Source organism: Mycobacterium sp., from assembly GCF_049683935.1.
GTDB lineage: Bacteria > Actinomycetota > Actinomycetes > Mycobacteriales > Mycobacteriaceae > Mycobacterium.
Genome location: NZ_JBAUJR010000351.1, coordinates 1 through 17,978, shown reverse-complemented (window position 1 = coordinate 17,978; position 17,978 = coordinate 1). Strand labels below are relative to the sequence as shown.

At 66.0% G+C, this 17,978-nt stretch carries 19 protein-coding genes and 1 pseudogene; 13 read left to right on the top strand and 7 right to left on the bottom strand.

Annotated features, from left to right (window positions below; all coding sequences use genetic code 11):
• Window positions 1-127: 127 nt before the first annotated feature.
• The 5 genes and pseudogenes from WA965_RS20410 to WA965_RS20390 form a co-directional block, all read right to left on the bottom strand.
• Window positions 128-244: pseudogene (locus tag WA965_RS20410) on the bottom strand (ATP-dependent DNA ligase); the annotation flags it as partial.
• A gap of 52 nt (window positions 245-296) precedes the next feature.
• Entirely contained in the window at window positions 297-581 is a 285-nt protein-coding gene (locus WA965_RS20405; RefSeq protein ID WP_526299982.1) for a hypothetical protein, read from the bottom strand.
• Complete coding sequence (locus WA965_RS20400; protein WP_526299980.1) at window positions 518-1,429, bottom strand: alpha/beta fold hydrolase; 912 nt, start codon at window positions 1,427-1,429, stop codon at window positions 518-520. Before WA965_RS20400 ends, WA965_RS20405 begins: the two co-directional genes overlap by 64 nt.
• Window positions 1,426-2,409 (bottom strand): alpha/beta fold hydrolase, encoded by a 984-nt coding sequence (locus tag WA965_RS20395; RefSeq protein ID WP_526299978.1) that lies wholly within the window; start codon window positions 2,407-2,409, stop codon window positions 1,426-1,428. Before WA965_RS20395 ends, WA965_RS20400 begins: the two co-directional genes overlap by 4 nt.
• Before the next feature lie 27 nt (window positions 2,410-2,436).
• Complete coding sequence (locus WA965_RS20390; RefSeq protein ID WP_526299976.1) at window positions 2,437-4,197, bottom strand: N-acyl-D-amino-acid deacylase family protein; 1,761 nt, start codon at window positions 4,195-4,197, stop codon at window positions 2,437-2,439.
• Window positions 4,198-4,310: 113 nt separating this feature from the next.
• Between WA965_RS20390 and WA965_RS20385 the strand changes: the two genes are divergently transcribed.
• From WA965_RS20385 to WA965_RS20375, 3 genes are all read left to right on the top strand, one after another.
• Window positions 4,311-5,675 (top strand): aromatic ring-hydroxylating oxygenase subunit alpha, encoded by a 1,365-nt coding sequence (locus WA965_RS20385; RefSeq protein WP_526299974.1) that lies wholly within the window; start codon window positions 4,311-4,313, stop codon window positions 5,673-5,675.
• Window positions 5,644-6,276, top strand: a complete 633-nt coding sequence (locus WA965_RS20380; RefSeq protein WP_526299972.1) for a TetR/AcrR family transcriptional regulator — start codon at window positions 5,644-5,646, stop codon at window positions 6,274-6,276. The genes WA965_RS20385 and WA965_RS20380 overlap by 32 nt, the downstream gene beginning before the upstream one ends.
• Window positions 6,277-6,440: 164 nt before the next feature.
• On the top strand, window positions 6,441-7,454 hold the full coding sequence (locus tag WA965_RS20375) for a zinc-dependent alcohol dehydrogenase (protein ID WP_526299970.1): 1,014 nt from the start codon (window positions 6,441-6,443) through the stop codon (window positions 7,452-7,454).
• A 28-nt stretch (window positions 7,455-7,482) separates the two neighbouring features.
• On the opposite strand, the gene WA965_RS20370 is transcribed toward WA965_RS20375, so the two are convergent.
• Window positions 7,483-8,184, bottom strand: coding sequence for a TetR/AcrR family transcriptional regulator (locus tag WA965_RS20370; protein ID WP_526299968.1), 702 nt, complete (start codon window positions 8,182-8,184; stop codon window positions 7,483-7,485).
• 96 nt (window positions 8,185-8,280) lie between these two features.
• Here WA965_RS20370 and WA965_RS20365 point away from each other — a divergent pair, with 96 nt between their 5' ends.
• The 9 genes from WA965_RS20365 (at window position 8,281) to WA965_RS20325 (ending at window position 16,389) form a co-directional block, all read left to right on the top strand.
• Entirely contained in the window at window positions 8,281-9,117 is an 837-nt protein-coding gene (locus WA965_RS20365) for an SDR family oxidoreductase (protein WP_526299966.1), read from the top strand.
• Window positions 9,114-9,917: an MBL fold metallo-hydrolase gene (locus tag WA965_RS20360; protein ID WP_526299964.1), complete on the top strand. Its 804-nt coding sequence runs from the start codon at window positions 9,114-9,116 to the stop codon at window positions 9,915-9,917. The genes WA965_RS20365 and WA965_RS20360 overlap by 4 nt, the downstream gene beginning before the upstream one ends.
• 75 nt (window positions 9,918-9,992) lie before the next feature.
• Window positions 9,993-11,063, top strand: a complete 1,071-nt coding sequence (locus WA965_RS20355; RefSeq protein WP_526299962.1) for an ATP-dependent DNA ligase — start codon at window positions 9,993-9,995, stop codon at window positions 11,061-11,063.
• A gap of 141 nt (window positions 11,064-11,204) precedes the next feature.
• Entirely contained in the window at window positions 11,205-11,852 is a 648-nt protein-coding gene (locus WA965_RS20350; protein ID WP_178360677.1) for an ABC transporter permease, read from the top strand.
• Entirely contained in the window at window positions 11,845-13,041 is a 1,197-nt protein-coding gene (locus WA965_RS20345; RefSeq protein ID WP_526299960.1) for an ABC transporter ATP-binding protein, read from the top strand. Before WA965_RS20350 ends, WA965_RS20345 begins: the two co-directional genes overlap by 8 nt.
• Window positions 13,038-13,820, top strand: coding sequence for an ABC transporter permease (locus tag WA965_RS20340; protein ID WP_526299958.1), 783 nt, complete (start codon window positions 13,038-13,040; stop codon window positions 13,818-13,820). Before WA965_RS20345 ends, WA965_RS20340 begins: the two co-directional genes overlap by 4 nt.
• On the top strand, window positions 13,820-14,791 hold the full coding sequence (locus WA965_RS20335) for a glycine betaine ABC transporter substrate-binding protein (protein WP_526299956.1): 972 nt from the start codon (window positions 13,820-13,822) through the stop codon (window positions 14,789-14,791). Before WA965_RS20340 ends, WA965_RS20335 begins: the two co-directional genes overlap by 1 nt.
• A 56-nt stretch (window positions 14,792-14,847) precedes the next feature.
• Complete coding sequence (locus WA965_RS20330; RefSeq protein ID WP_526299954.1) at window positions 14,848-15,498, top strand: MBL fold metallo-hydrolase; 651 nt, start codon at window positions 14,848-14,850, stop codon at window positions 15,496-15,498.
• A 15-nt stretch (window positions 15,499-15,513) separates the two neighbouring features.
• A complete protein-coding gene (locus WA965_RS20325) occupies window positions 15,514-16,389 on the top strand; it encodes an LLM class F420-dependent oxidoreductase (RefSeq protein WP_526299952.1) in 876 nt (291 codons plus the stop codon).
• Window positions 16,390-16,392: 3 nt separating this feature from the next.
• Here the strand turns inward: WA965_RS20325 and WA965_RS20320 are convergent, their stop codons facing one another.
• A complete protein-coding gene (locus tag WA965_RS20320; protein WP_526299950.1) occupies window positions 16,393-17,385 on the bottom strand; it encodes a phosphotransferase enzyme family protein in 993 nt (330 codons plus the stop codon).
• Window positions 17,386-17,434: 49 nt separating this feature from the next.
• Here WA965_RS20320 and WA965_RS20315 point away from each other — a divergent pair.
• Window positions 17,435-17,978 (top strand): aminotransferase class III-fold pyridoxal phosphate-dependent enzyme (locus WA965_RS20315; protein ID WP_526448015.1); only part of this gene is annotated, 544 nt, incomplete at its 3' end.

Here is a 17,978-nt window from a genome sequence, read left to right as displayed (position 1 = left end):
ACTCAGTTCGACCCGCACCGCAGGGCGCAGGTGGCATCGATGCGCCGCTGGGTTGACGTGAGACGTACAGATGAAGAAGTCCGCCGCACAGGTTGGCACGCAACGACGGTTGACAAGTTCAGTGAAGGAAGCCGTCCCACTTGGGTTCATACGACCAGACGCCGGCTTCGGACGGCACCTTGGTCTGCGCTTTGGCCAGCATCGGTTCCAGCGGCGGCTGCACAGGGACATCCATGGTTTCCATACTCACGTAGACCGGTGCATCCAGACAATGTCATCGCAGCAGCCGTTCTAGCTCAGTTGAACAGACCGGCTTCGCGCAGGACCGTTCCGTACGCGTTGAGATCGGCGGCGAAGAGTTGCGGTTGCTCGAAGGCGGCAAAATGCCCGCCGCGGTCCTGATGTGTGTAGTGCACCAGGTTGTAGTGCTTCTCTGCCCAGACCCGCGGCGTCTGCAGGATCTCGCACGGGTACACGGCATAACCGGTCGGCACGTCGACCCGGCCCTTCCACGGACTCAGCGCACCGGTCCCGGCCCGTTCGGATTCGCAGTACAGCCGCGCGGCCGATGTCGCGTGCACGTGAGCCAGTACATCATCAGGTTGTCGATCAGCCGGTCGGTGCTCACCGGCATGCCGTCGCGGCTGTCACACCACGCCGCGAACTTCTCCAGGATCCAACCGGCCAGTCCGATCGGTGAGTCGTCCAGTCCGAAACCGACCGAATGCGGGCGCGTCGCTTGCAGCTCCATGTACGCGGTGCCGTTGGCCACCTGCGCTGATGTCCGGACGATGGCGGCGACCTCGTCCTCGGTGACGCCCGCCATCGCATCGGACGCACTGTCGGGGGGCAGCGCGAACAACATGTTGGTATGAATCGCAGCGACATTGGGCGCGAAATGCTCACCGAGGTATCGAGTGACCAGCGCGCCCCAATCGCCACCCTGGGCCACGTACCGGTCATAGCCGAGCTGGACCATGACATCGTTCACCGCGGCGGCCACCTTGGCGACGTCAACCCCCTGTTCCGTCGTCGGGCCGGAGAACCCGTAACCGGGCATCGACACGACAACGACGTGAAATCGGTCCAGCAGAAGGGGCAGCGTGTCGAGGAACTCGACGATGGAGCCGGGCCAGCCATGGGTGAGAACCAGCGGGATGGCGTCGGGGTCGGCCGATCGAGCGTGCAGCAGATGCACATGCTGACCGGCGGCGGTGGTGGTGAACGAACCCCATCGGTTCAGCTCGGCTTCGGTTGCCCGCCAGTCGTAGCCATTCGTCCACCGCTCGATCACCGATCGCAAGAAGGCCTGGTCCGTCCCGTAGTCCGCGCCTGCCCCGTCGATCTCCGCCGGCCAGCGGGCGGATTCCAGGCGGCGTTGCAGATCGTCCAGCTGCGATTGTTCGACGGCGATCGGGAACAGCCTCACGGACGCGGGTCCTTCCGGGCGGTACCGCCGAAGACGGCAGGCAGCAGCTCATTGAAGATGTCCGCGCGTTCCCACTGCAGAAAGTGCCCTGCCCCCGGAACCACCAGCGGCCCAATACGATTGCTGAACGCCCGCTCGCATCGAGGGACGAAGTCCTCGCCGATGGCGTGGTCGTCCGGCCCGTAGAGGATCAGGGTTCGAACGTCGACAGCGTCCATCAGCGGGAACTCGGGCATCATCCGGCCGTACGCCAGTTGGTAGGTAGCCCACCCCGCGCGTAGCCGGGCCTCGTCGGCGAACGGCTCGGTCATGAAGTCGACGTCGGCCTGCTCGAACGAATACTTCGACCCCCACAACCTGTTGGTGTACATCGAGGCGACCCACTGCCTGCGCGCCTGCGCCGAGCCCAGCATCGCGGCGAGCTCCTCGGGGAATGCACCCTGCATCCACCGGTAGTCTCCGGTCGGATCCGAGACCGCCGTTCCATCGGCGATGTCGTCGAACACAATTCCGGTGTAGTCCACACCCATGGGTGGCACGGTGTTGAACACACAGAACCCCTCCAAGAAGCCGGGGAACCGGTGGATCATGTCGGTCGCCACGACTCCGCCGACGTCGCTCGCGGCGATAATGCACGAGGTGTGGCCGAGGTGTCCGTGCACCAACGCGTGCAGGTCACGTGAGTAGGTCACGAGGTCGTGTTGATCGTCAGGGGGCAGGTCGCTGTCCCCGAACCCCCTCAGGTCGGGCGCGATCACCTCGAAGCCCGACACTGCCAGCGCCTCGATGTTGCGCCACCAGATTCGTTTGGTCTCGGGGTAGCCGTGGATCAGCAGCAGCGGTATCCCACCGACGCCCTCCCGCACGAAGGACAGCGAAACACCCTCGGCAACAACGGCATTCTCGACAGTGAAGGCATCCGGTGCTGGTAGGGCGGGCTGAGCCGGGCGGTGACGTGGGTCGTACCGGAAGGCTGTCATTCTCCCCGTCGCTACGCTCGCCCCGGCCTACCGGGCTCCGCGTACCAGCCGACCCGGACGCGCACCCGTGTCTGCACCGTGCCGGCGCGTCACGACTCCGCTGACGACGGTGGCGTCGTAACCGGACGCCCCCTGGACCAACCGGTGACCGCCGGCAGGCAGGTCGTAGGCCATCCGCGGGGCGTGCAGCGTGAGCGCGTCCATGTCGATCACGTTCACGTCGGCCTTCTTGCCGACGCCGATGACGCCGCGGTCGGTCAGCCCGAACAGCTGTGCGGTGTCGTGCGCCTGCTTGCGGATCACGTACTCCAGCGGCAGCGTGGCACCGCGATGACGGTCCCTCGCCCAGTGCGTCAGCAGGAACGTGGGGTAGGAAGCGTCGCAGATCATGCTGCAGTGCGCGCCACCGTCCGACAGTCCCATCACACCGGCGGGATGGGTGATCATCTCGCGGATCGCGTCGTGATTTCCGTTGGAGTAGTTGAACATCGGGAACATCAGCATGTTGCCGGCATCGGCCTCCAGCATCAGGTCGTACATCGTCGCCAGTGGATCCTGGCCACGCTCGCGCGCGATCGCGGCCACCGTGTCCTCGTCGGTGGGCTCGTAGTTGGGCGGCTCGCCGAGGTAGTACAGCCGCTCCGTCACGTTCTGCGCCAGCGCGAACATGCCGTCGAAGAGCTTCGTCGGATCGATCGGCATGTCGTCCTCGGACAGGATCGCAGCCCGCACCGCGGGTTCGGCCAACCGTGCGGCGAGCTCCTCCCGGGTGCACTCGGCCTTCAACCGCCGGTAGGTGGGACGGTGGGTGAACGCGTGGTGGCCCGGGAAGCCGAGCAGCATGCCGAACGGGCGGGCGGCGATCTGCGGGTGCAGTCGGCTGCCCGCCTCGTGCGCGGCCGCCGAGATGTCGAGTTGTTCACGCCACAGATTCGGGTCGGCGTCGACCTGGATCAATGCGAAGCTCAGCGCGCAATCGATCTCGCCGCCGAGCCGTTGCATCCACTCCAGTTCCTTCTTCGGCGCGACGATGTCCTCTCCGGCTGCCCCCTGGGGCGCGAGCTCGAACACCCGGGCGCCACCGGCGGCCATCGCATGGCCGAGCGCGAACAGTTCGTCTTCGGCGGCATAGGTCCCGGGCACGGGTTCGCCGTCCATGGCGCGGTGGGCGATCGTGCGCGACGACGAGAAGCCCAGTGCGCCGGCCTCGGCGGCTTCGCGGACCAGCCGGCTCATCGCCGCGATGTCCTCCGCGTTGGCGGGTTCGTTGCGGGCGCCGCGCTCCCCCATCGCGTACGCGCGCACCGTGCCGTGCGCGATCTGGCTGCCGAAGTCGACGGCCAGTTCCCGCTTGCCGATCACGTCGAGGTACTCCGCGTAGCTCTCCCAGCCCCACGTGATGCCCTCGGTCAGCGCCGTCCCCGGGATGTCCTCGACACCCTCCATCAGGGCGATCAGCCATTCCTCGCTGCCCGGGCGCACCGGCGCGAATCCGACGCCGCAGTTGCCGGCGACGACGGTCGTCACCCCGTGATTGCTGGACGGTTCCAGCACGCTGTCCCAGCTGACCTGCCCGTCGTAGTGGGTGTGGATGTCGACGAACCCGGGCGCCACGATCTTTCCCGTGGCATCGATGGTCTCGGCGGCGTTGCCCTCCAGCGGCGGGTCGCCGGGTCCACGCCGACGGATCTCGACGATCTTGCCGTCCTTCACCGCGACGTCGGCGGTGAATCGGTCCGCCCCGGTGCCGTCAACCACGGTCCCACCGGTGATCTTCAGGTCGAACACGATTTCCTCCTCGAGCGCGAGCGTCAGCCGACTTGTTTGTGAATGTAACACCGTTACAGAGTCGAATGTAATAGCGTTTCCCAGCGCGGGTAGCGACTTTCGAAGGACGAGTCATGACACACACGGCGCAGCCCAGCCGCCACGCTGGGCCACAGCGTGAGGACGCCATCGGTGCGCCGCCACCGCGACCGACCATGGTTCCTGCGGAGCGTTACTACTCACCGGAGTTCGCCCGCCTCGAGGTCGAGCGGATGTGGCCCAGGGTGTGGCAGTTCGCCTGCACTGTCGACCACGTGGCCGAACCAGGTGACTACTTCGAATACCGTTGTGGGCCATACTCCGTTCTGGTCCTCCGGGATGACGACGGTGAGCTGCGGGCATTCCAGAACGTCTGTCGTCATCGTGGTAACAGCCTGTGCACCGGCGCCGGTTCCCAATTGCGCGAACTCCGGTGCGGCTATCACGGCTGGACATGGGATCTGCAGGGCGCTTTGCGGCGGGTGCCTCACCGCAAGGGTTTCGGCGCGCTCGCGATGAGTGAGTTCCCGCTGATCGCCGCGCAGGTCGACACGTGGGAGCGACTCGTGTTCGTCAATCTCGACGTCTCGGCGGTGCCGCTGCGCGACTATCTCGAGGCGGTCCCGGATGACATTGCGTGGAACCGGCTGAGCGAGTTCCGCTGCTACGCCACGATGACCATCGACGTCGACGCCAACTGGAAAACGATCGCCGACGGGTTCAGCGAGACCTACCACATCCAGACGTTGCATCCCGAACTGCACCGGTGCATGGACGACGTCTTTGCGCCACAATCCATCTGGGGGCACACGGGCAAGTCCGAACAGCTCTACGGCGTACCCAGTCCGCATCTCAAGGAGAGCGTCGACGACGCCGCGGTGTGGGATGCCTACGTGTGCACCAAGGGTGCGCTCATGGGCGTGGCCGAGGGCACTCCGTTTCCGGCCGAAGGCTCATCGGAGCTATCCGCTTCGGAGGTCATCGCAGACGGGACAAGGTCCTTCGCCGCCGACCGCGGTGTCGACCTGGCGTGGGCCACCGACGATCAGATCATGCGGCTACACCAGTACAACGTGTTCCCCAACATGTCGGTGCTGACCAACGCCGACCACCTGACAGTGCTGACCTCCCGACCGGGCGTCGATCCCGACCGCGGCGAACTGGTCATGACGCTGTGGATGAGAATGCCGCCCGAGGCGCCGCGAACCAAACCTGCGGACGTCCGGTTGACCGCCGACGAGGCCCACCCGGGCCTGGTTCTGACCCAGGACATCGCGGTGCTGCCCGGGCTTCAACGCGGGCTGCACCAACCGGGCTTGACCCATGTCGTCCTGTCGAACGAGGAGCGCCGCATCATCAACATGCACCGCAACCTCGAACGTTATCTCGATGTGCCGGAGGCGGATCGAATGACCGGGGGTGACACCGATGGCGCCCCCGCGTCGCAACCCCGCGGGTGATCCGGGCGTCACGGCGGACCTGATCCTGCAGACCGCAGCCCGGCTGATCGAGATCGACGGGGTGAAAGCTCTGACCATGCGCAGCCTCGCCGATCGACTGGGCGTGGCGGTCACGTCGATCTACTGGCACATCGGCGGGCGCGACCAACTTCTGGACAGCCTCGTCGAAAGACTGCTGGGCGAGCTGGCGAATCTGCCTGTCGATGGCGATGATCCCGTCGAACGCATTGCCTCGCTTGCCCGTTCACAGCGCAGGGTGCTCATCGAACGCCAGCACCTGCTCGGCATCGCCCACGAACGCGACCGCACACCGCAGCTGTTCCTACCCATCCAACGGGCACTGGCGGCACAACTGGCAGATCTCGGAGTGACCGGAACCGACGCTGCGCTCATCCTGCGCGCCATCCAGGTGCACGTCATCTCCTCGGCGGTCATGCAATTCTCGGCAGTGCGCGGAGCCAAGCACGACGAGGAAGATCCCTCACTCTGGGCCAACGCCTGGCCCGATCAGGCCCTCGTCGAAGCCCTGCAGGCCCCCACCGACTACGACGCGGTCTTCGAGTACGGACTCGACGCGTTGTTGGCACGCTTGCGCGCGTAGCGGAGGATCGTCCAGGGTCTTTCGGCACTTACCGCGGCGCCCGCGGGGGCGTTGAGTGGGACCAAGAGTTCGGTTTCACTCTGATGGTCCAAGCGCTCGGCCCTCTGGAAGCACTGTTCCCGAACACTTTTCTGTTGCCCACGACTATCCGATCGGAGCGCGCCATGAAGGCCGCAGTTGTTACCCACTTCCACGCCCCCCTGGAGATTCTCGACGTGCCCATCCCCGAGCCCGGTCCGGGTCAGGTGCTGGTCCGGATGGAGGCCAGCGGTCTGTGCCACACCGATATCCACGCCGCCCGCGGCGACTGGCCTGTTCAACCCTCCCTGCCCTTCACGCCGGGCCACGAAGGCGTCGGCACCGTCGACAAACTCGGCCAGGGCGTCACGACGCGACAGATCGGTGATCGGGTGGCGATCGCATGGCTGGGTTATGCCTGTGGGGAATGCGGTTACTGCATCGACGGATGGGAGACATTGTGCGAGAAGCAGCAGAACTCCGGTTACTCCGTAGACGGAACATTCGCTGAATATGCGCTCGTTCCAGCTGCTTTCGCTACGCCCGTGCCTGACGGTGTGTCGTCCCGCGATGCTGCACCTTTGACATGCGCCGGGGTCACCACCTACAAGGCGATCAAGGTCGCCAGGGTTGCCCCTGCTGAGACAGTCGCGATCTTCGGGATCGGCGGACTCGGACATCTGGCGCTTCAGTACGCAAAAATCGCCGGCGCGTTCACCGTCGCTGTCGACATCGAAGAACACAAATTGACGATGGCCACCGATCTGGGCGCCGACCACGTCGTCAACGCCGCAACCCTCGACCCAGCGGAAGCGATCCAGGCGCTGGGCGGCGCGGACGTTGCTGTCGCACTTGCCGCCTCTCCAGCCTCTTTCGACCAGGCATATCGCTCACTACGTCGCGGCGGGCGCCTGGTCTGCGTCGCGCTACCGGCCGACAACGGCGAACTGACCTTGCCGATCTTCGACACGGTCATCAACGGCAAAACCGTCATCGGGTCCATCGTCGGCAATCGCAACGACCTGGCAGACGTGTTCAAGCTTCATGCCGCTGGACGGACCAAGGTGATAGCGATCGACCGTAAACTCGACGAGGTCAACGAGTCGTTCGCCGCCGTCCTCGCGGGCACCGTGCCGGCGAGGGTCGTCTTCGAGTTCTGACCCATCCGCCGAGGCGCTCGATGACCGATCACGCCGACTTGGTCGCGACCGGCCGATCATCGGTCGCTTTCGCGAGCAGACCAGTGAGGTACACATCGATCATGTGGCCAAGAGATTCGGTGAATCCCTCGACAGTGGCGAGGGCTGGTTCGTCGCGATAGACCGCCGCCATCGCCGGAGACGGGTGGCTGTGTGTCCACATCGCTCCGACCATGACGATGGTGGTGAACGCTGCATCATGCCCAGACTCGGCGTCGAGTTCGGGTAGGACGTCGACGATCAATGCAGCGAGTCCGTCGAGGGCCGCGAGCGCGCCGCGCTTGTATCGCAGAGCCACCTCTTCGGAGACGTTGTGTTCGAGCACGGACGTCTCGGCGCTGAGCAAGTCGCAGAGCACTCGGTGCTCGGTGAACAACGCGGCGAAGATCCGCGCGAGTGCCTGAGCCCTCTGAGAGGCAGTTCCGTCGCACGAAAGATTCTGTCCCACTTGTGATGTCGCATCCGAGAGCCATTCGGCCGACATCCGGGACAGCAGGTCGAGAAGGACTGCTTCGCGTGACTCGAAGTAGCGCATGACATTGGATTTGGCAAGCCCCACCCTGCGCGCCAAGCCGTTCATCGTCACCTGACTCACGGGCATCTCGGTGAGCATCTTGTGCGCCGTGCCCAAGATCGCTTCGCGTCTGGCCTCCCGTTGCTCGGCATTGCGCGCTCGTTGAAACGTCTGCACGCGACGAGAGCCTAGCGGCCCGGTTGACAAAAAACCATCGGTCTCTTAAGTTTCAGAACAACAGACCGGTGGTTCCTTAAGAAGGGAAATTGAGCTATGCCAGGGAAAGTCGCGCTCGTCACGGGGGGATCCTCGGGGATCGGCGCAGAAACGGCCGTCGCCTTGAACCAGGCCGGCTTCACCGTCTATGCCGCTGCCCGGCGCACCGCGCACATGGCGGCGCTGAATGCCTCTGGCATCAAGACGATCTCGCTCGACATCACTGATGACGCCTCGGTCACTGCGGCGGTTGCGCAGATCATCGATGCCGAGGGCCGGATCGACGCACTGATCAACAACGCCGGCTACGGCTCGTACGGAGCCCTCGAGGACACCCCGCTGTCCGAGGCGCAGGCCCAGTTCGATGTCAATGTGTTCGGCCTGGCTCGCCTCACCCAGCTTGTGTTGCCGCACATGCGCGCCCAGGGCAGCGGCACCATCGTCAATGTCAGCTCCATGGGTGGCCGCCTCGCGACGCCACTGGGCTGCTGGTATCACGCCAGCAAGTACGCCGTCGAAGGACTCAGCGATGCCTTGCGGCTCGAGGCGGAACCGTTGGGCATCCACGTCGTCCTCGTCGAACCGGGCTCCATCCGAACCGACTGGGGCGCCATCGCCGCAGACAAACTCATCACCACGTCGGGTTCGGGCCCCTACGAACGTCAAGCCACCGTCGTCGCGGACCGGCTTCGAGCCAGCTCGCAACCCGGCGCGAGCATGACGTCGCCCCCCGCTGTCATTGCCAAGGCAATCGCCCGGGCATGCACGGCCCGACGTCCAAAGACGCGCTACGTCGTCGGCGCGGGGGCCCGCCCCCTGATCACGCTGAGCCGGCTGCTGCCCGACCGCACGTTCGACGCACTCATGCGCCGCGCCGTGAACATGCCGACGTGAAGGTCCATCACCTCAACTGCGGCACCATGCGGCCGCGTGCGACCCCCGGCGGGCTGGTATCGCACGTCCTGCTCGCCGAAACCGAAAGCGGTCTCGTCCTGATCGATTCGGGACTGGGCCTGCGCGACGCCGAAGCACCGTCGGACCGCTTCGGAACCGCCCGTCACTACTTCCGGCCGACCTTCGACAGGGACGAGGCGGCGATCAACCACGTTCGGCATCTCGGTTTCAAGCCCGAAGACGTTCGCCACATCGTGCTCACACACTTCGACGCCGACCATACTGGTGGTCTCGCCGACTTTCCCTGGGCCCATGTCCATGTCACGAACGGCGAAGCTCTTGCAGTGCGGCGCCCGCACACGCTGATGGAGCGAACGCGGTATCGGCCCACTCAGCGAGCACACCAGCCCGCCATCGTCGAACACCATCCCTCGGCGAGCGAACCGTGGCGCGGGTTTCCCGCTGCGAAGGAATTGGCCGACGTTGCAGCAGGTGTCGTCATGATCAGCCTTCCCGGACACAGCCGCGGTCACGCAGCAGTGGCCATAAATACCGGTCAGCGGTGGGTCCTCCACGTAGGAGACGCCTTCTATCACCACGGCCAGCTCGACGGATCCCAATCCGCGCCGAAAGCCCTCACGGTGTTTGAACGTCTCATCGCCCATGACTGGAAAAGAGTTCAGGAGAACCATCGGCGACTACGCGAACTGTGGCTGGCCAACGACCCCGGCATCCTCCTCGTCAACGCCCACGATCCGCATTTGCTTGATCGAGCGCGCTCAGACGGTCGATCGACGTAGCCCACATCGCAGGGGCGTCGGCTCCGCTCCAGCGCCGATCCAGGCGGATCGCCGACGAGCGGCAAGAATGGAGCGGTGGACCTACCCGTGATGCCGCCGGTGCCTCCGATGCTGTCGAAATCGGTACCGACCATCCCCGCGGGAGCCTCCTATGAGCCCAAGTGGGACGGATTCCGATCGGTCCTGTTCCGCGACGGGGACGAGGTCGAGTTGGGCAGCCGCAACGAGCGGCCGCTGACCCGGTACTTCCCGGAACTCGCCGCCGCGGCCCGCGCAGAGCTGCCGCCGCGGTGTGTCATCGACGGTGAGATCGTGATCGCCGGTGCCGACGGTTTGGACTTCGACGCGCTGCAGCTACGGATGCATCCGGCAGCCTCGCGGGTGCGGATGCTCGCCGGACAGACGCCGGCGGCGTTCATCGCGTTCGACCTGTTGGCGCTCGACGACACCGACTACACCGGGCGGCCGTTCACCGAGCGGCGCGCGGCGCTGGTCGACGCGATGGCCGGCTCAGGTCCGACATTCCACATCACGCCGGCGACCACCGACCTCGCCACCGCGCAACGGTGGTTCGACGAGTTCGAGGGGGCCGGCCTGGACGGGGTGGTCGCCAAGCCGCTCGACGGGCACTACCTCCCGGGCAAGCGGGTGATGTTCAAGATCAAGCACGCGCGGACCGCGGACTGCGTGGTCGCGGGTTACCGGCTGCACAAATCCGGTGACGATGCGATCGGATCGCTGCTGCTGGGGCTCTACACCGATGACGGCACGCTGGCCTCGGTCGGGGTCATCGGTGCGTTCCCGATGGCGACAAGGCGCCGACTGTTCACCGAACTGCAATCGCTGGCAACAACGTTCGACCACCACCCATGGAACTGGGCGGCACAGGCCGCGGCGGACCCGGAACTCGCACGCAGGTACGGCGGCGGCTCACGGTGGAACGCGGGCAAAGATCTGTCCTTCGTGCCTCTGCGGCCTGAACGTGTCGTCGAGGTCCGCTATGACCACATGGAAGGTGCGCGATTCCGGCACACCGCACAGTTCAACCGCTGGCGACCCGACCGCGATCCGCAGTCATGCACCTACGAGCAACTGGAACGCCCGGTGTTGTTCCGCCTCGGCGACATCGTCCCGGGCCTCGGATAACGCACCCGGCAGCAAAGTCGGAAGACTAGGTATACATCTCGCCGGGAGTGGGTACGCGGCGCTGATGCACCAGGCTTCGATGGGCCTTCGACGGGGCGGCGCGTTCGCCGCGCCTGCGCGCCCATTCCGTGTGGCAGCCTGATGGGCTTCCTCGAGTTCGTCTCCGACCGTTGGGCCGTGCTGTCCTTTCTGGCCTACCAGCACATGAGCCTTGTCGTGCAGACGCTCGCAGTGGCCACCGTGCTGGCGCTGGTCATCGGCGTGCTGATCTACCGGTCGCCGTGGGGTTCCACGGTCGGCAACACCATCACCGCGGTCGGTCTCACGATTCCGTCGTACGCCCTGCTCGGGGTTCTCGTCGGAATCGTCGGTATCGGGGTGCTGCCGTCGGTGATCATGCTGGTGTTCTTCGGCTTTTTCCCGATTCTGCGCAACGTCGTGGTGGGGTTGACCGGCGTGGACAAAACGCTCGTCGAATCCGCACGCGGCATGGGCATGAACAGGCTCACCACGCTGGTGAGGCTCGAACTGCCGCTGGCCTGGCCGGTGATCATGACCGGCGTCCGCGTCTCGGCGCAGATGCTGATGGGTATCGCCGCCATCGCGGCGTTTGCATTGGGGCCCGGTCTGGGCGGCTACATCTTCTCCGGGATCTCGAGGACGGGCGGCGCCAACGCGACGAACTCCATCGTCGCCGGCACCGTCGGCATCCTGATCCTCGCGGTCGTCCTCGACACCGTGCTCAACGTCCTCACCCGACTCACCACCCCAAGGGGGATCCGTGTCTGATCCGGCAACCGACGAGGCACCCTCGACAGGTCACCGCTCCGCCGGCGGCGCCCGCATCCTGCTGGAAGGTGTCAGCAAGCTGTACGAGGGGCAATCGGTGCCGGCGGTGGACAACGTCACCCTGGACATTCCCGCCGGGGAGATCGTGATGCTCGTCGGGCCTTCCGGTTGCGGCAAGACCACCACGATGAAGATGATCAACCGGCTCATCGAACCGACGTCCGGCCGCATCCTGATCGGCGACGAGGACGTGACCCGTCAGGACCCCGACCAACTCCGGCGTCACATCGGCTACGTCATCCAGGGCGCGGGCCTGTTCCCCCACCTCACCGTCGGCGACAACATCGCGCTCGTCCCCCGTCTGCTCAAGTGGGACAAGAAGCGCATCGCCGACCGGGTGGACGAGCTGCTCGACCTGGTCAGCCTCGAGCCCGGTAAGTACCGGGACCGCTACCCGCGGGAACTCTCCGGCGGTCAGCAGCAGCGCATCGGCGTGGCTCGCGCGCTGGCCGCCGACCCGCCGGTGTTGCTGATGGATGAGCCCTTCGGCGCGGTCGACCCGATCACCCGGCAGCGCCTGCAGGACGAACTGCTGCGACTTCAGGAGGAACTGCGCAAGACCATCGTGTTCGTCACCCACGACTTCGACGAGGCCGTCAAGCTCGGCGATCGCATCGCTATCCTGCAGGTCGGTTCGAGGATCGTGCAGTACGACACCCCCGAACAGATTCTCGCCAACCCCGCCGACGACTTCGTCAGCGACTTCGTCGGCCACGGTGCGGCTCTCAAGCAGCTCACGCTGACGCGGGTGCGCGATGTGGAACTCCACGAAGCCGCGGTCGCGCGGGTCGGTGGCGACGTTGCCGAGGCGGTCAGGGCCGCCCGGGCCATCGACCGCGAGCACGTCATCGTTCTCGACGATCAGGACCGACCACAGCGATGGCTGTCGATAGCCGAACTGCAGCAACCGAATTCGCTCTCCGGAGTGAGTCGTGACGAGGATCTCGAAGCAGTCAGCCTCGCGTCAACTCTCAACGATGCCCTCGACGCCATGCTCACGTCCTCGCACGGCGTCGTCGTCGTGACGGGGCGCCGCAACACCTATCGCGGGGTGATCCGGATCGAGACCATCATGGAGGCGATGTCCGGCATGCCCGGCGCGGCCGGATCCGTGGAGTCCGTGCCGTGACGGCCGTCATCCCCGAGGTCCCCGCCGAGACGGAAGCGAGTACGGACGCGCCGCGGCGTCGCGGTCTGGGCCGCTGGGTGTTTCAGCCGCTCGCGTGTGTCGTCGCCGTCGTGGGCGCGCTGGTGTATGTCAACGTCGCCGACGTATCCGACTCGGAGCAGCGCTCGCTGGGCATCCCGAACCTGTTGACGCTGCTGCGCGAGCACATGACGATCAGCCTGGCGGCAACGGTGCTGACGTGCGTGATCGCCATCCCGATCGGAATCCTGCTGACCCGCGGACCGATGCGTCGCTACTCGAAGCCGGTCATCACCGTCGCAGGTTTCGGTCAGGCCGCGCCGGCGATCGGTTTGATCGCACTCGGTGCGGTGCTATTCGGCATCGGTCAGGTCGGTGCCATCGTCGCGCTGACGGTCTACGGCGCACTGCCGATCATCGCCAACACGGTGACCGGCCTCGACGGTGTCGACCCCCGCCTGGTCGAAGCGGCCCGCGGTATGGGGATGTCCGCGTTCTCCACGCTGTTGCGCGTCGAGTTGCCGCTGGCGCTCGCCGTGATCGTGGCCGGCGTGCGGACCGCGTTGGTACTCATCGTGGGCACCGCCGCGCTGGCGTCGTTCACCGGCGGCGGCGGGTTGGGTCAGCTGATCACGACCGGGATCAAGCTGCAGCAGAACGTCACCCTGCTCGTCGGTGGCATCCTGGTGGCCGCGTTGGCATTGTTCATCGACTGGTTGGCGCGTGTGGTCGAAATCGTCGCCGCGCCAAAGGGACTCTGATGCGCACCACCAGCAAGCGCTTCTGGCCCGGAGTGGTCGCGGCCGTCGCCTGCGTCGTCCTGCTCGGTGGGTGCGGGCTGCGGTCGGCCAGCGGGGCGGTGCTGGCCGCGGAACCGGGGTCGATCCAGTACTACGAGTCGCTCGAGGGGGTGCCGATCACCGTCGCGGCCAAGGACTTCACCGAACAGCTGATCCTCGGCAACATGCTGTCGACCATCCTGAGCACAGCCGGAGCCGATGTCACCAACCTGACCAACACGCCGGGAAGTTTCGGTGTGCGGCAGGCCATGCTCAACGGTGATGCCAACATCTCACCGGAGTACACCGGGACCGGGTGGATCAACTACCTGGGCAACGAGCAACCGATCAAAGGTGAGATCGCGCAGTGGCAGGCGGTGAACGACGCGGATCAGGTCAACGGACTGACCTGGCTCCCGCCGGCCCCGATGAACAACACCTACGCCTTCGCCATCCGCGAGGACGCCGCCGAGCGCCTCGGGGTGACCTCGCTCTCCGATCTGAAGAACCTCGACAGATCAGAGCTGACCTTCTGCGTGGAAAGCGAATTCGCCAGTCGCAACGACGGGTTCGTCCCGATGCTGCAGACCTACGGGCTGACCCGGGCGGACCTCGGCAACGTCATCACGCTCGACACCGGCGTCATCTACACCGCCACCGCCGACGGGGTGTGCAACTTCGGCGAGGTGTTCACCACCGATGGGCGCATCCCCGCACTGAACCTCAGGGTCCTCGAGGACGACAAGTCGTTCTTCCCGCTGTACAACCTCACCGAGGTCGTCGCCACCGATCTGCTCGAAGCCCATCCCGAACTCGAGGAGATCTTCGCGCAGCTGAACCCGAAGCTCACCAACGAGACGATGCTCGAGTTGAACGCCAAGGTGGACAACGACGGTGACGATCCCGCACTGGTGGCTCGCGAATGGCTGATCGAGCAGGGTCTGGTGTCGTAGCCAGTTCGGAGAACCCCCTTGACCTCAACCATTGTTGAGGTAGCAGCCTGGGTTGCATGAAGAAAGTACTGAGCGATCTCTGGGAGACGCAGACGGATTCACCGTTCCCCGGCCTGACCACCCATGCGTACCTGTGGACGGGGCCGCATGCGCTGTTCTACTCGACGGCCACCGACGCCGAGTTCGGCGAGCTCATCGAACTCGGCGGCATCGAGCACCAGTACCTCTCACACCGAGACGAGGCTGGGCCGATGCTCAAAAGCATTGCACACCAATTTCGTTCGACTCTGCACGCACCCGCGGCCGAGCTCGCCGAGATCAGCGAGCACCACCCTGTCGACGTCCCCCTCGACGGACGTCACACCGACGACAACGGCGTCGAGGTCATCCCGACACCGGGGCATTCGCCGGGCAGCACCTCATACCTGGTCGCCGGCACGGAAGGCACCTACCTGTTCACCGGCGACACCCTGATCCGCAACCCCGAGGGGCGATGGTGGGCCGGCTACATCGAGGGCATCAGCGACGCGCAGTCGCTGGCCGACAGCCTGCGGGTGCTCGCCGAACTCGAACCCGACATGGTCATATCCAGCGCCTTCCAGGGTGACTCGGCAGTGCACCGAATCAACCCGGGCGAATGGCGGGATCACGTCGCACACGCGCTCGACGGACTTCCTGCGCCCGCGGGGAATGCCCACCGCCACTGACGCCTTGCAAAGGTCATGGACCTTGGATTCCACGTACCCATTTTCGACATCGACGGCGGAACCACCGCGATCGCGGGCGAACTGGCGGAGGTCGGCGCCGCCGCCGAGGCCGCCGGCGCGACCTGGCTGTCCTTCATGGATCACTTCTTCCAGATCGAGCCGACCGGTTTACCCGCCGAATCGAACATGCTGGAGGGTTACACCACCCTCGGTTACCTGGCGGCGCACACGTCGTCGGTCACGCTGGGACTTCTCGTCACCGGCGTCACCTACCGCCACCCGGGACTGCTCGCCAAGACGGTGACGACACTCGACGTGCTCTCGGGTGGCCGCGCAGCTCTCGGTATCGGCGCCGCGTGGTTCGATCGGGAGCATCACGGCCTCGGCGTCCCGTTCCCGCCGTTGTCCGAGCGGTTCGAGCGCCTCGAGGAGGCGCTGCAGATCTGCAACCAGATGTGGGATCCGGACAACAACGGCCCGTTCGTGGGCAAGCACTATCAGCTCGAGGAGACTCTGTGCTCCCCGCAGCCCATCACCAAGCCCACCGTGTTGATCGGCGGGGGCGGCGAGCGCAAGACGCTGCGGCTCGTGGCGCGGTACGCCGACGCGTGCAACCTGGTCGCGACGACTCCCGAGGAGGTCGGACACAAACTCGAGGTGCTCCGCCGCCACTGCGATGACGCCGGCCGAGACTACGACCGCATCCGCAAGACCTTGATGGTCCACAAACCCGATGTCACGCCCGAGCGCATCGACGAATTCGTCGCGGCGATGGCCGAGTACGCACGGTTGGGTGTGCACACCGCGATCATCACCCCGAGCACCGGTTCGCCTGCGGCCTGGATCGACGCGATGTCACCCGCGGTTCCCCGGCTGGCCGAGCTCGGCTGACTCTCAGTCGTAGCGCATCCAGGCCGGGTCGCTGAGGTACCGCTGCGCCAGGTCCACGGTGCCCGGGGCGTAACCATCGGTGAAGGCGATGGCTGCGTCGGCATCGGCGTGCGACGCCACCCACGCGGTGAGCATCAGCCGGCGCAGCATCACGAAGGTCGGGATCATGTCCAAGTGGTCGACGGGGATATCCCGGACCTCGCGGTAGCCGCGCAGCCAATCGGCGATCATGTGTTCGGCTTCCGGGGTGTGCTCGATGAACGACACCACGGCACCGAGGTCGGCGAGGTGCCAGGACCAGCCGCAGTCGTCGAAGTCGATCACGGTGATGCCGGCTGGTCCACCGGGATCGATCATCAGGTTGGCCATGCGCAGATCGGCGTGGATCAGCCCGAATCGGTCGGGTTCCTGCCCGAACGCCGTCAGCGCCGACGCCACCCGGGCCGCTGCCCCCTCGACGACCGCAGAACCGGAGGGAGTCAATCCGGGAGCCTCTCGCCAGTTGCCCCACCGGGCCTGCGGCCCCAGGGTGGCGTCCACATCCCAGCGGAACCGGCTGAAGTACTCCGGCGTGGTCCAGCCCTCGACGTGCGAGTGCATGTGCCCGCAGAGCCTGCCGAGCTCGTCGAAACCGACCGCTTCCGGCTGCTCCTCCGCAGTGCACCCCTCGATGAACGTCACGGCGTCCACGTAGAGCGTGTCGTCCCCGACGACCGCGGCCACCACGTCTGCGCCGTCGGCGGCGCGGATCAACTCCGGCGTCGCCACCGGCGTCTCTGCACGCAGCGCCGCCATCCAGCTCAACTCTGAGCGGATGCCGTCGAGCGAGTGGTAGCCGGGACGGTGTACCCGCAGCACCATCGGCTCGTCGCCGACCACCAGATAGGTGGCGTTCTCCGACAGGCTGAGCAGCCGGAGGTCCGAATCCGGGTCGCGGCCGTAGGCCGGCAGCACGGCGCGGGCGTAGCTCTCGTGGTCGGGCGGCAGTCCGGACATTCCCACAATTCTGACGGAGAACCCGCGATGCAGCAGACTGGGGCGCGTGGTGGGTTTCTCCAACATCATGGACTCGAACAGTTTCCGGGGGCAGCCGCCCGCGGACGACACTGCGCCGCTCATCGCTGCGCGCGAACGACTGCTCGGACCGGCGAACCGGCTGTTCTACGAACGGCCCGTGCACCTCGTTCGCGGCGAGGGCGCTCATCTGTACGACGCCGACGGCCTGCAGTACCTCGACGCCTACAACAACGTCGTCAGCGTCGGGCACTGTGAGCCGCGGGTCGTCGACGCCGTCACCCGGCAGATGTCGACGCTGAACACCCATACCCGCTACCTGCACGAGGGCATCGTCGACTACTCCGCGCGGTTGCTCGCCACCCTCGCCGACGGCGGCCCCGGGTCCCCGGACCAGGTGATGTACGCCTGCACCGGCTCCGAGGCCAACGACCTCGCGCTGCGGGTCGCCGAAATGTACACCGGCGCAACCGGAGTCATCGTCACCAGCGAGGCCTACCACGGCAACACCACCGCCGTCACCGCGATCTCCCCGTCCCTCGGGGGCGCGGCGACCCTGGGTTCCCACGTCCGTG